General features: G+C 63.7%; 13 protein-coding genes and 3 pseudogenes. 12 read left to right on the plus strand and 4 right to left on the minus strand.

The features are described from left to right. Window positions 1-6: 6 nt before the first annotated feature. From AB4850_RS10710 to AB4850_RS10735, 6 genes are all read left to right on the plus strand, one after another. Window positions 7-1,482 (plus strand): dihydroorotase, encoded by a 1,476-nt coding sequence (locus AB4850_RS10710; protein WP_414439797.1) that lies wholly within the window; start codon window positions 7-9, stop codon window positions 1,480-1,482. A 47-nt stretch (window positions 1,483-1,529) separates the two neighbouring features. Beyond that, window positions 1,530-2,405, plus strand: coding sequence for an ABC transporter ATP-binding protein (locus tag AB4850_RS10715; protein ID WP_414439798.1), 876 nt, complete (start codon window positions 1,530-1,532; stop codon window positions 2,403-2,405). 11 nt (window positions 2,406-2,416) lie between these two features. Beyond that, a complete protein-coding gene (locus AB4850_RS10720) occupies window positions 2,417-3,184 on the plus strand; it encodes an ABC transporter permease (RefSeq protein ID WP_414439799.1) in 768 nt (255 codons plus the stop codon). A 35-nt stretch (window positions 3,185-3,219) separates the two neighbouring features. Next, window positions 3,220-3,786: a TIGR00730 family Rossman fold protein gene (locus AB4850_RS10725; protein ID WP_414442001.1), complete on the plus strand. Its 567-nt coding sequence runs from the start codon at window positions 3,220-3,222 to the stop codon at window positions 3,784-3,786. 45 nt (window positions 3,787-3,831) lie between these two features. After that, window positions 3,832-4,257, plus strand: a complete 426-nt coding sequence (locus AB4850_RS10730; RefSeq protein ID WP_414439800.1) for a DUF3830 family protein — start codon at window positions 3,832-3,834, stop codon at window positions 4,255-4,257. Window positions 4,258-4,827: 570 nt separating this feature from the next. Continuing rightward, window positions 4,828-5,064 carry a hypothetical protein gene (locus AB4850_RS10735; RefSeq protein WP_414439801.1) on the plus strand — a complete coding sequence of 79 codons (237 nt, stop codon included), beginning with the start codon at window positions 4,828-4,830 and terminating at the stop codon, window positions 5,062-5,064. 444 nt (window positions 5,065-5,508) lie between these two features. Here AB4850_RS10735 and AB4850_RS10740 read toward each other — a convergent pair whose 3' ends face one another. Together AB4850_RS10740 and AB4850_RS10745 are read right to left on the minus strand one after the other, a co-directional pair. Beyond that, complete coding sequence (locus AB4850_RS10740; protein WP_414439802.1) at window positions 5,509-5,847, minus strand: hypothetical protein; 339 nt, start codon at window positions 5,845-5,847, stop codon at window positions 5,509-5,511. Window positions 5,848-6,365: 518 nt separating this feature from the next. Next, window positions 6,366-6,881, minus strand: a pseudogene (locus AB4850_RS10745) (Crp/Fnr family transcriptional regulator). 409 nt (window positions 6,882-7,290) lie between these two features. On the opposite strand from AB4850_RS10745, the gene AB4850_RS10750 reads away from it, so the two are divergent. The 3 genes from AB4850_RS10750 (at window position 7,291) to AB4850_RS10760 (ending at window position 9,403) form a co-directional block, all read left to right on the plus strand. Continuing rightward, the gene (locus AB4850_RS10750) at window positions 7,291-7,611 is read left to right on the plus strand and encodes a hypothetical protein (protein WP_414439803.1); all 321 of its coding nucleotides are present in this window, start codon (window positions 7,291-7,293) and stop codon (window positions 7,609-7,611) included. Between the two features lie 248 nt (window positions 7,612-7,859). Continuing rightward, window positions 7,860-9,197, plus strand: coding sequence for a sigma-54-dependent transcriptional regulator (locus AB4850_RS10755; protein WP_414439804.1), 1,338 nt, complete (start codon window positions 7,860-7,862; stop codon window positions 9,195-9,197). Between the two features lie 65 nt (window positions 9,198-9,262). Beyond that, window positions 9,263-9,403: a hypothetical protein gene (locus tag AB4850_RS10760; protein WP_414439805.1), complete on the plus strand. Its 141-nt coding sequence runs from the start codon at window positions 9,263-9,265 to the stop codon at window positions 9,401-9,403. Window positions 9,404-9,780: 377 nt separating this feature from the next. Here the strand turns inward: AB4850_RS10760 and AB4850_RS10765 are convergent. Next, window positions 9,781-9,936, minus strand: a pseudogene (locus tag AB4850_RS10765) (glycosyltransferase family A protein); the annotation flags it as partial. Between the two features lie 234 nt (window positions 9,937-10,170). Between AB4850_RS10765 and AB4850_RS10770 the strand changes: the two are divergent. Together AB4850_RS10770 and AB4850_RS10775 are read left to right on the plus strand one after the other, a co-directional pair. After that, window positions 10,171-10,668: a ferritin-like domain-containing protein gene (locus AB4850_RS10770; RefSeq protein WP_414439806.1), complete on the plus strand. Its 498-nt coding sequence runs from the start codon at window positions 10,171-10,173 to the stop codon at window positions 10,666-10,668. 150 nt (window positions 10,669-10,818) lie between these two features. Beyond that, window positions 10,819-11,688 (plus strand): manganese catalase family protein, encoded by an 870-nt coding sequence (locus AB4850_RS10775; RefSeq protein WP_414439807.1) that lies wholly within the window; start codon window positions 10,819-10,821, stop codon window positions 11,686-11,688. Between the two features lie 103 nt (window positions 11,689-11,791). Here AB4850_RS10775 and AB4850_RS10780 read toward each other — a convergent pair whose 3' ends face one another. After that, entirely contained in the window at window positions 11,792-12,079 is a 288-nt protein-coding gene (locus AB4850_RS10780) for a hypothetical protein (RefSeq protein WP_414442050.1), read from the minus strand. Here AB4850_RS10780 and AB4850_RS10785 point away from each other — a divergent pair. Beyond that, window positions 12,012-12,188 (plus strand): annotated as a pseudogene (locus AB4850_RS10785) (IS3 family transposase); the annotation flags it as partial. The gene AB4850_RS10780 and the pseudogene AB4850_RS10785 overlap by 68 nt on opposite strands. Window positions 12,189-12,254 lie beyond the last annotated feature (66 nt).

Here is a 12,254-nt window from a genome sequence, read left to right on the forward strand (position 1 = left end):
AGCAAAATGAGTCAAGTCGATTTGGTGATCCGCGGTGCCCGGATCGTTTCGCCTGAACAGATCATCGAGGCATCCGTCGCCATCGATGGCGAGCGCATCGTTGCGGTCGGACACGACGACGTCATGCCATCCGCGCGCGAGGAAATGCGCGCCGACGGGCTGTATCTGCTGCCCGGTGCGATCGACAGCCATGTGCATTTCCGAGACCCGGGGTATCCGCACAAGGAAACCTGGCAGACCGGTTCGGCCGCCGCCGCGTGCGGCGGCGTGACCACCGTGTTCGAAATGCCGAATACCAACCCGGCCACCGGCACGCTCGAAGCACTGCGCATCAAGCAACGTGCGGCGGAATCGTCGTATGTCGATTTCGGCATTCACGGCCTGCTCGGCGACGATACCGTGGAGCGTCTCGAGGAACTGCTCGACGGCGGCGTGACGAGCTTCAAGGCGTTCGTGGGCAATACCTTCGGCAATCTGCCGGCGCCGACCGATGGCGCCCTGCTCGAAGGGTTCGAGAAGCTCGCACCGCTCGGCATCCGGACCGTCGTGCATGCGGAAAACTCGTCGATCCTGTTTCGTCGGCAGAACCGCATGAGCGACGCCGGCCGAATCGACGCCATGGCGCATCTGGCCGCGCGCCCCGCGGTGGCCGAAATCGAGGCCATCACGCGCGTGCTGACGCTGGCCGAGTGGACCGGCGCCCGAGTGCACATCGCGCATCACAGCTCGGCCGATTCGCTGTTCGTGCTGCGCGATTTCAAGGCACGCGGCGTGGACGTGACGGCGGAAACCTGTCCGCAATACGTTCTGCTGAACACCGATCACATGAGCAAGCTCGGCGGCATCATGCGGCTGAACCCGCCGATTCGCGAAGCGCGCAATAACGATCCGCTCTGGAACGCGCTGCTGGATGGCACGCTCGACATGATCGCCACCGACCATGCCCCGCACTCGCCCGAAGAAAAAACGCGGCCGAATATCTGGGAATGCGACTGCGGTTTCCCGGGCGTCGAGACGCAGATGGCCCTGATGCTGACCGAGGTCAATCGCGAACGCGCCACTTTGATGGATTACGTCCGCTGGAGCGCGGTCAATCCGGCCAAGGCATGGGGTATCTATGGCCCGAAGGGCGTCATCGCGCCGGGCGCGCATGCCGACATCGCGATCGTCGACATGAATCGCACCGGCATCCTCTCGCAGAACCAGCTGCAAAGCATCAGCAAGATTTCGCCCTGGCACGGACGCGCCGTGAAGGGGTATCCGCTGCACACGCTGGTGCGCGGCCGCTTCGTGATGCGCGACGGCAAGCTGGTGAAGGACGCGGCCGGTTGGGGACGCTCCGTGAAAAGCGTGCAGGCGATGCCGGCTGCCAAGCCGCGCAACACCGAGCACTACCTGAGCGCGATCCTCGAGACGCCGGACGGCGTGCGTCCGACCGCCGAGCCGGTCGATATCGATAGCGTGTTCGGCAACGAACAGTAATCGCGTCCGCTCGCGTCGATGCGAGCGGTATATACGAAGGAGTCTTCATGAATCCCCCCCTGATCGACCTGTCGGATGTCGGCGTTCGCTACGGCGGCGACAGCGGAACGATCGCTCTCGATCGCACGCGCCTCGAAATCGAACAAGGCGATTTCGTTGCGCTGGTCGGACCGAGCGGCTGCGGCAAGTCCACCATCCTGAAGCTGGTGGCGGGCCTGATTCGCCCGACATCCGGTGCGGTGATCGTCGGAGGCCGCGAAGTCGGCGCCCCGGGCACCAAACCGATACGCATCGGGCTGGCGTTTCAGAATCCGACCATGCTGCCGTGGCTGACCATCCGCGAGAACGTGATGGTTCCGCTCAAGATCGTCGAACCGTTCCGTTCGCAATTTCGCCAGAAGCGCAAGGGCGAGTTCGCGGATCGCGCCGACGCCCTGCTGGCCCAGGTCGGCCTGAAGGAGTTCGGCCACAAGCGCCCGTGGCAGTTGTCGGGCGGCATGCTGCAGCGCGCGTCGCTGTGCCGGGCGCTGATTCACGAGCCGGAGCTGTTGCTGCTCGACGAGCCGTTCGGCGCGCTCGACCAGTTCACCCGGGAAGAGCTGTGGGACATCATGCAGACACTGTGGATGAAGCGCAGGCCCACCGTGCTGCTCGTCACCCACGACCTGCGCGAATCGGCTTATCTGGCCAACCGGATCTGCGTGATGAGCTCGCGCCCGGGACGCATCCTCGAGGATCGCCATGTGACGTTCGACCGGCCGCGCACGCTCGAAGCGAGCTATGCCCCCGAATTTGCGACGCTGGTCCAGCAACTGCGCATGCGCATCGCGCAAGCACGTTCATCCGGGGTCGTCGCGGCCCGCGGGGCGTCGCCGGCCATCCCGATCGACACGCCGACATTCGAAGCAACGGAGCAAGCATGAGCCTCGGAACCGTGCGGCTTCGCCGCAACCTGCTGTCGTTGAGCGCACTGATCGGCTTTTTCGCGGCGTGGGAGCTTGCCTGCATCGCTTTCCATGTTTCCGACCTGGTCTTGCCGCGGCCCAGTCAGATCCTCGTCGTCATGGTCACCAAAATGCCGCTGCTGTGGCCGCACGTCGTGCAGACCGTGATGACCACGCTGATCGGCTTCTTCCTGGCCGTCGTGTTCGGCGTGCTGATCGGTGTGGTCATCGGCTCGTCGCGGCTTGCCTACGACACGGCCTATCCGCTGCTCGTGGGCTTCTCCAGCATTCCAAAGGTTGCGCTGGTGCCGATTTTCGTGGTGTGGTTCGGTTCAGGCACGGTACCGGCGATCCTCACGGCGATGGTGATCAGCGTGTTCCCTGTCGTGGTCAACGTGGCGACCGGCCTGGCCACCACCGAACCGGAACTGGAAGACGTGTTCAGGGTGCTCGGCGCAAGCCGCTTCGATGTGCTTCGCAACGTGGGCCTGCCGCGTGCGATGCCGTATTTGTTCGCATCACTGAAGATTGCCATCACGCTCGCCTTCGTGGGCGCGGTGCTGTCCGAGACAGTCGCATCGAACAAGGGAATCGGCAACGTGATGATGATCGCGAGCGGCAATTTCGACGTGCCGCTGGTGTTTGCCGGCCTGTTCATTCTCGCGGTGCTGGGCGTCGTGCTGTATGCCATTTCGGCGCTCGTCGAGCGCCGGCTGACCGGCTGGACTCAGCGCAAGACCGACGGAGCCGTGTCGTGACCGGCCCCGCCTCGCCAGCGCATTACAGCGTCGCCGTGTTCTGCGGTTCGAATTTCGGAACCCGTGCCGACTATGCCGAAGCCGCTCGCGAATTGGGCGATGCGCTCGGCCGGCGCGGTTGGCAACTCGTGTATGGCGGAACCGACAAGGGCCTGATGGGCATCGTCGCGCAGGCCGCGCTGGCGGCCGGCTCGCCCGTGCACGGCGTCATCACGCGGCGTCTGGCGGATCGGGGCCATCTCGCGCCCGGACTCACGCGGCACGAGATCGTCCCCGACATGTCGGCACGCAAACGGCGCATGGCCGCGCTGGCCGATGCGTTCATCGCATTGCCCGGCGGCCTCGGCACGTTCGAGGAATTATTCGAGGCCGCCACGCTCACTCAATTGGGCGAACATGCCAAGCCATGTGGCGTGCTCGATGTGTCGGGGTTTTTCGCGCCGATGCGCGCGTTGCTCGAACACGCAACGGCCGAGGGCTTTCTCAAACCCGAACATCGAGACATGATTGTCGCAACGTCCAATCCGGACGACCTGCTGAACCAACTCCAAGCCTGGACGCCTCCTGTCGTGAGCAAATGGATCGATCAACCCGACGCCTGATCACGGCTGCCATCCTGCCACCCCAAACCTGACCCATCATTCACCATGACTCGACTTCGCATTACTGCTGCCGGCCATATTTTCGAGGCGGAAACGCATCCGGATGCCCCTGAAACGGTTCGTGCCTTTCTCAAGCTGCTGCCTTATCGCCAAAAACTGATCCACGTGCGTTGGAGCGGCGAAGCATGCTGGGTACCACTTGGCGATTTCAAGCTGGAAAACGACGCAAAAGCGGTCGGATTCGAGAATCATACGAGCCACCCTTCCGTTGGCGATGTCCTTTTTTATCCTGGTGGATACAGCGAGACCGAAATCATTCTCGCCTACGGCTCATGCTCGTTCAGCAGCAAGATGGGCCAATTGGCCGGCAATCATTTTCTGACGATCACAAAGGGGCGGGAAAACCTGCGCAAGCTGGGCGTGGAAGTCCTGTGGAAGGGCGCACAAGATATATTGATTGAATTGATATGAAATCGCGATACGAGCTTGTCTGGCTGGCGATGGCGATCGACGCCAATGTACCGCCCGACCGGGTGTGAATCGCGCGGGCCGTCAACGCCTTTTCGATACCTGACGCCGCAGCGGTATGTGCCTTTTATCGCGCCAAGGCAAAACCCTTCATGGTTGGCCGACGCCACCTCGTACCATGGCGTACTGCAGAAAGCACTGTCTCGTAGCGGACAGACACGCCACGCATTCGCAGGCAGCATCGTTGTCGGGCCACGCTGGCAAGCCGCGCATTGATGCGCGTGATTCAGGCTGCTCCAATACCGTTAAAAATAACAAGCCGGCGCCTCGCCGGCTTCGACATCCGCCTCGCCAGGGCGGCTCCGCGCGCTGTTTGAGCGTGGAGAGGTTGGACGGTATCGGGTATCGAGCAGGCAACCCAGACAGCATTTGAATCGCGGTTCATCGCCGCGTTTCCTTCGCGCGGCGTTTCTCCATTCAAGCAGCATCCGGATGCGATCGCATGACAGGCACCATGGCCCACTCCGTCCGACGCGGATGGTGTTAGGCTCCGCCAATGACAGAGAGGTGTTCATGCAGAGGACGATCGCGTATCGCGGCTTTGAGATTCATGTCCAATTGACGCCAGCCGATCGGGATACGTTCGATGTGAGCTTCCAGATCAAAGGCGGCACAAACCTCGAAGTGCTGGGCGCGCGAGGAGGCCTGATCCCGGTGCACAACGGCCCCTTCACTTCTCGATGGGCTTACCTGGTCGCCGAAATCGCGGGCCAGGCGGCCATCGACGTGATCCTTGGCCCAGCCGGATGAGTCCTGCGTTTCGCCCCGCCCGCCTTCGCGTTACCGTTTCGGTTCGTCATGCCGACCAAGCGCTGCCCGGTATTCATCAGGTTCTGAAAGCTGTCGACGACATCCGGGCGTCCTGGCGGGCGCCCCCGGCCGAGGCATCGCGATGATGCATCGTCCGATCGCGGGCAGGCCGACGAAAATGGGCGCGGCTGCCGCGCGCAACATCCGATACTCGACAACGACGATTCTGGACTCGACCGCATCAACATACCGTTGCCATCGCGGATGCGTCACGGCCCACTCCATGAATTCCGCGCCTGGTGGCGCTTTTTCAACATCGAACAGAAGACGTGGGGCTTCGACAACTCGCGTGAATCATCCATTTGATTTCATGATCGGCAGGCTTGCTCACGTAACGCCTCCAGATCGAGCCATACACGCGCCAAACCACGGTCTTGCGAACGATTATTCACCCATCGCGTGCATGCCAAGCCGCTTTCGAGATTCGCAAATATGCTGACCCGGACTGCGGGCGACGGGGACTTCCCACCATATCGGCTGCGCAACGGGCATACCATCATCGGTCGAGCGCGCATCCGCCTCGATCTGTTGCATGATGTCGTCCTTCGTCGTACGGACAAGCTCCTTTTCCATCCACATACGCCTTATTAACAATAGCCGGCTCACGCCCGCGATATTCGGCCGCCCCGCTTGCGCAGGGGAAATACGGCCGCTGCCGTTGAACGTACTCGCCGTTCTCGCCAGAGAGCTCATGTCAAAGGGTGTCGTCGAATCGTATTTCATCGCGCTCTCGAAACAGGGAATGGGGGGAGATCTCGTGCCTACATGGCGGCACAAGCAGCATGAGTCAGATTGGCGCAGCAGCGTCTTGCCGTCGACGATGTCCGCGCCGATTTGCGCGGATGGAATCGGGGCGGCGCGGAACCCTTGATACGTTGAACAGACCGGGCCAGCCTGCGCGCTTCGCTACCGATAAGCAAGAACAAATCCGGTCGGAAGCTGCGCACATGTTTTGCATCGAGATGCGAAGGGGGCCGAACGGCGCGACAGCCGGCATGCCCTCCGATCGTTAGGAGACCGTAGATACCCTTTCCGCGTCACGCGCCGGCACCTCCATCAATCCGAGGAATTCGTACGGTGCCGTACCGATTCAACTACCGGGTGCGCGCACAGTCGTTACTGAGCCTGCATGCGCCCGCGTTCGACAAGAACGCAGGCCGCCGATGGTCGACCTCGAGTGGGGCCGCCAGGTGCATGCGTATTATCAGCGCCGCCCTTACGGGCTCGCTGCCACACTTGGATCACCGTGGCGACGGCAGCCGATGGTTTTCCTCGCGCACCACCTGATAGCACTCGCACACATGATGCTCCAGCGCGGCGCGATCGAGCACTTCGATCTTGCCGCGCGACTGGCGGATCAGGCCCGCCTCCTGGAGTTTTCTCGCGGGTTCCGTCACGCTCGCGCGACGCACGCCGAAACAGGCGCTGCACCGCACCGCCACGTGCGAACTCATCCTTGACGACCTGCCCGCCGAGTTTGAACGCATCGCCCCCGCTCTGGACGATCGCGCGATTCGGCATCGTCTCGCTCCCATGAACAGCGCCGCCCCCACGAGACCGTCGCGCCCCGCCACCGCGATCTCGGCCGACGCGCCGTTCTCCACCACGTAGCGCATCGAGATGATCGCGGTGGTCGGCAGGGCGATATGGCTGAGATGGTCGCTGGATTCGTAGACGACATGCCCGAGCGGTATCGTGATGGGCGCCAGATGCGGCTCGGTGCGCCGACGCTCGTCGCCGGGCAGCGCGGCCAGCAGATGATTGAGTTGCACCGACGGATCGCCGATTTCATACGGCGCCCGGCCTTCCTGTTCGTGGTAATCCCGGCTCGGCAGCAGGCTTTGCACCGACGTTCGCAACGTGTCATGGCCGAGTGCAGCCCGAGACTTTCCGCCACCTGTGCATCGCTTGCGAATCGCCCTCTGCGCTTCAATTCGTCGAACGTTTCAAACCAATCGAATTGCATGAGCCGATCATCAAAATGAAGTCAAATGCATTTGACTTCATTCCCTGAATCAAACGCCATCAAGGAGCGCTATCGGCGTGTCGAATGCGTGGGCCATAGGTAGTCCATGCGCCTTTGTTCGCCACGCCGCTTTTGCGCGCACGTCGCGTTCGTGCATATTTTGAGATTCATGCATGAGCGATCCTCTTTCGTATTTCCGTTTGCCCGCCTCGTTGTCTCGGCAAACCGTTGCAGCCGTTCCCGCACCGATCACCGACGCGGAATTTTCCGCATCCCAGGTCGATTTCATCCGTCACGTCTTCGCCTACGCAGAACATCTGCGCGAGCATGGACGGCCCACCCCGCTCTCCGATGCCTTCCTCGGCGCGTTCGTCGGCCTGATGGAAGTCATCGACATGAATTCGCGCGAAGACGCGGTGCGCTGTACGTCCCAATTGCGCGAGATCGTCGCACTGCTCGTGCCGGATGCGACGCCCGATGCCGAGCCGGCGGGCGCACCGCCCGCTCCGCCGTCGAAATAACCCGCTCCCCCGCGCTGCTTGCCCGTTGACGTCACGATACGGCGACTTCATCGGCACCGCCATCATTCACACATACCGTACAGAACTCGCGCACACACCCGCACACACTCACGTCGTACTCCCCACCCGTGGCTGCCCACCGAAGCACGGCCGCATCGCGGTCGAGCATGTCGCGCCGCACGTGCATTTAATCGGGACCGAATTCCGCTTGATCAAGGCAGCCAGCCCCTTCCCGAACGAGCTCCCGCATGCCCCATATCTTGGTGGTCGACGATGATGAATCCACACGCGCGGCGATGTTCACGCTGGCCCATGCCCAGAACCTTGGGTGTGACACGGCCGCCACGCTAGCCGAAGCCCGACTGCGGATTGGCGAACGCCATCCGAGTCTGGTGCTGTGCGACCTGATGCTGCCCGACGGCAACGGCATGGCGCTGTTTGATGAATTAACCAAATTCGGCTGCGAGGTCGTGGTGACTACCGGCCATGCCTCGCTCGATTCGGCAATCCGCGCGCTGCGGCTGGGCGCCTCCGATTATCTGGTCAAGCCCGTCAACATGGAACGGCTGCAGGCCTTGCTCAACCGCGTGTCGCGCCACACGTCGCGCAACGACATCCTGGTGAGGCTCGCCACCGAGGTACGCGAGACATCGCGCTTCGGTTTGATGCTCGGCCGCTCCGAATCGATGCTCGCCGTGTACGACGCGATTACGCGCGTCACCTCGACCAGCGTGTCGGTCTTGCTGACCGGCGAATCGGGCACGGGCAAGGAGCTGGCGGCGCAGACCATCCACGCATTAAGCCCGCGGCGCGATGGACCGTTCATCGCGATCAACTGCGGTGCGCTGCCGGCGCGACTCATCGAGAGCGAGATGTTCGGTCATGAACGCGGTAGCTTTACCGGCGCCGATCGCGATCATCGCGGTTTTTTCGAACGCGCCGACGGCGGCACGCTGTTTCTAGACGAAATCGCGGAGATGCCGGTGGATCTGCAGGTGCGCTTGCTGCGCGTGCTGGAAACGCGTCGCGTGCGGCGGCTGGGCGGCTCGCACGAACGCGAGGTGGACGTGCGCATCGTGGCCGCCACCAACCGTGACCCGCTCGCGGCGGTCGACCTCGGCTTCCTGCGCGCCGATCTCTATCACCGCATCAACGTATTTCCGATCCCGCTGCCGCCATTGCGCGAACGCGGCTGCGACGTGGTGCTGCTCGCCGACGCGTTTCTCGCTCGGCTCAATGAGACGAGCGGCAGGTGCCTGCGCTTCTCGGAAGCGGCGCAGCGCGCGATGACTCAGCGCAACTGGCGCGGCAACGTCCGCGAGCTGCGCAACCTGGTGCAGCATGCAGCGATATTCTGCGAGGGCGACTGCATCGATGCGTTGCCGCTCCCCATTCTGGACGAGGCGTCGGATACATCGAGCGAGGTTGGCGAATCGGTGTGGGTGCCGTTGGCAACGCCGCTCGACGAAATGGATCGCCGCCTGGTAGCCGCCACGGTGGCGCATTGTGGCGGCGTCAAGTCATACGCAGCCGACATGCTCGGCATCAGCCTCAAGACGCTGTACAACCGGCTCGCCAATCCGTAACGAACGCAATGCAGTTGGCGGGCGACACATGGCCGTCAAGCGTGACATGTGCCTGCCGCATCTCGATGACCATCGAGATACCGCACATCGAGCACCGTGGCAATCGCCGCGTCCTGGTCAACAAGACCGTCGCGGCCAGGGCTGTGCCGCAACGACGAACGGTCTGCGCGCTGCAGACCTTCCGGTTCGGCCAGCAATCGTCATGAGCACGCCGATCGGCCTCTCGAACTCAATGAGCGGCGCTGCGGCACCGCTGGTCTCACCGACATCTCTTGTTGCTGGTTCCGTACGGTTTCGCAGCACCTCGGAGCCCGATGCCTGTATGCCTTCCGATTCGATGCGGCGTTCCGGGAAAGGAGAATTGACACAAGCAAGTAAAAACGCTCTGCCAAACAGGCCCGACAAACGGGGCCGGCCCCAGCCACATCGTCAGGCGTGAGCACGTTCCCGCTCCGGCAGCAGGTTTCTCCCGCGAGGCACATCCAGCGGGCGTCGCGAGCAGCACCGCGCAGCCGAATGCCGAATCGTCGAGATGCGGCGGGACCACGAACAGGGGCGAACGTCCACCGGGCTCCGGAGCCGCCGCAGCCGCACCGAGCGACAGTGGCGCGGCCAGCCAGTCCGGCGCGACACGGCCGTCGGCATCGGTGAAGGCCGGCCAGCGCGCGCCGAGCTGCAACAGGTGCTCCGCGCCGGCGGCGCGCGCCACGCCGACGTTGCGAGCCTCGACGCTCAAGGCCGGCACGTCGAACGCCACCGCGAGCCACGCCGAGCCGTCACTGCAACCGACAACGCGCAGGCACCCGATACGTACTGGCGCTGATACCGCACGACTCGTGGCCAACCTCCTGAAACAGCCTCTAGCCGAGAGACGACGGGTGCGTCAGTTCGCTATCGCACCAAGCCGCGAACCACGGCCGGGCATGCCCCGTGCGCCATTCATGGCGTCCCCACACGCCGAGAGGAGCTTGTCATGGCACACCGCAAAACCGTGGACGATCTGTTCATCCACATGCTGTCCGATATCTACAGCGCCGAGAAGCAACTGACGCGCGCGCTGGCGAGACTGTCTCGCGCGGCAACCGAGCCGGAACTCGTCGAGGCCTTCAAGACGCACCTCGAGGAAACCCAGGGCCAGGTGCAACGTATCGACCAGGTGGTCGAGACTTGCGGCCTGCGCCTGAAGCGCATGAAATGCGTGGCGATGGAAGGCCTCATCGAGGAAGGCCAGGAATTGATCGACGAGATCGAGAAGGGCCCGGTGCTGGATATCGGCCTGGTGGCGGCCGCGCAAAAGGTCGAGCACTACGAGATCGCCGCCTACGGCAGCCTTTGCGCCCTGGCCCGGCAACTCGGGCTCGACTCGGCGGCCACGCTGCTGGCCGAGACGCTCGAAGAAGAGAAGGCGGCCGATCTCAAGCTCACGAAGTTCGCCCAAACCTCCGGCAACGCCAAGGCGGTCGGCACCTGAGTTCGACAGCGCCTGCCGGCACACATCCTGTGCAGCCGGCCCAGGTACCCCGCGCGACATCGACGTTCCGCCCGGAGCCCCGCAATCCCCAACGTATCACCGCCGGTTGACGATGGCCGGCGCTCCCTACAGTACCTGCCCGGAGGGCATATGTTCAGCCATCACTCGAAGCTGCAATACACCGTGCGCGTCGCCACCCCGAACCCGGGGCTGGCCAACCTGCTGCTGGAGCAATTCGGCGGACCGCAAGGCGAACTCGCCGCGGCCATGCGTTATTTCACCCAGGCCATCACCGAGGAGGACCCGGGCCGCAAGGACCTGCTGCTCGACATCGCTACCGAGGAACTGAGTCACCTGGAGGTGATCGGCTCGATGGTCGCGATGCTGAACCGGGGCGCGAAGGGCGAACTCGCGGAAGCGGTGGACACCCAGGCCGAGGCATACCGCAAGCTTCACGGGGCCGGCAACGACAGCCATCTCACGCAGGTGCTCTATGGCGCCGGCGCCCCGCTGACGAACTCGGCGGGCGTGCCTTGGTCGGCGGCCTACCTCGACACCATCGGCGAACCTACCGCCGACCTGCGTTCGAACATCGCGGCGGAGGCGCGCGCCAAGATCATCTACGAACGCCTGATCAACGTCACCGACGACGCTGGAGTGCGCGATGCGCTCGGCTTCCTGATGACGCGCGAAGTCGCGCATCAAAAGTCGTTCGAGAAAGCGCTGTACGCGATTTCCGCGAACTTCCCGCCCGGCAAGCTGCCGCCGGTCCCGCCATACGACCGGCTCTATCTGCGCATGTCGATCGACAGCCCGCCGGATCCGGGGCCCTGGAATAGCGGAGAGGAACTCGAATGGCGCTTCGGGGAACCGGCCATCGACGGCGGCGACGGCAGTGCTTCCGTCGATCTCGATGCCGAACAGGCCGCAGCGCTCGAAGCCATGGCCGCCCGCCTCGAATCGGATCCAGATTCGGACCCGATGACGGGTGCCGACCTCGGCGAAGGCAAGACGGCGTAAGCCCGCGGCGGCGCAGGCGCCTCGTGCCTGTGCCGCCGCCTCGTGGTGCCTGCACAGCAGCCCCCGTGGCGAGCATGGTGCGGCGCGTCCTGCCCATCTTTCCCTACCGCTCCGCCGCGCCGCGACCGCGATCCACCGCGCGCCGCAAGGTGCCCAGGATTCGCGATGGCGCCAGCGGCTTCGCACAATGCGCATCGAATCCTGCTTCGCGGGCCGTCGCCATGGCGGCACGCGAAGTGACCCCGGACCACGCGATCAGGATCGCCAACCGGGTATCAGCGCTGCCTCTCAGGCGACGCGCCACGTCGTAACCGTCGATGCCGGGCGAGCGGTTGCGCGTGACGTTCGCGCTCGATTGCCATGTCCGAGAAGCCATGAGCTGGGCGGCCACGACGGCCGGCCATAGCAACGACATTGAGTTTGAGTGCGACGTAATGCTGGCTGCCGTGGGACACCCATTCGGGAATGTGCTGCATACCAAGTCTGAAATCGAATGGCTGGGAGTCCGTTACAGCCGACCGCGCCGCAGGTGGAATAAAAACCAACAGCCAAGCGTTCGATAAGTC

This window comes from Burkholderia sp. 22PA0106 (assembly GCF_047497155.1).
Taxonomy (GTDB): domain Bacteria; phylum Pseudomonadota; class Gammaproteobacteria; order Burkholderiales; family Burkholderiaceae; genus Burkholderia.

Excerpts from the sequence above, each read along its gene's own strand:
- AB4850_RS10770 (WP_414439806.1), top strand. The coding sequence starts at position 10,171 with ATGGCACACCGCAAAACCGTGGACGATCTGTTCATCCACATGCTGTCC.
- AB4850_RS10740 (WP_414439802.1), bottom strand. The coding sequence starts at position 5,847 with ATGAAATACGATTCGACGACACCCTTTGACATGAGCTCTCTGGCGAGA.
- AB4850_RS10755 (WP_414439804.1), top strand. The coding sequence starts at position 7,860 with ATGCCCCATATCTTGGTGGTCGACGATGATGAATCCACACGCGCGGCG.
- AB4850_RS10730 (WP_414439800.1), top strand. The coding sequence starts at position 3,832 with ATGACTCGACTTCGCATTACTGCTGCCGGCCATATTTTCGAGGCGGAA.
- AB4850_RS10735 (WP_414439801.1), top strand. The coding sequence starts at position 4,828 with ATGCAGAGGACGATCGCGTATCGCGGCTTTGAGATTCATGTCCAATTG.
- AB4850_RS10715 (WP_414439798.1), top strand. The coding sequence starts at position 1,530 with ATGAATCCCCCCCTGATCGACCTGTCGGATGTCGGCGTTCGCTACGGC.
- AB4850_RS10775 (WP_414439807.1), top strand. The coding sequence starts at position 10,819 with ATGTTCAGCCATCACTCGAAGCTGCAATACACCGTGCGCGTCGCCACC.
- AB4850_RS10760 (WP_414439805.1), top strand. The coding sequence starts at position 9,263 with ATGACCATCGAGATACCGCACATCGAGCACCGTGGCAATCGCCGCGTC.
- AB4850_RS10710 (WP_414439797.1), top strand. The coding sequence starts at position 7 with ATGAGTCAAGTCGATTTGGTGATCCGCGGTGCCCGGATCGTTTCGCCT.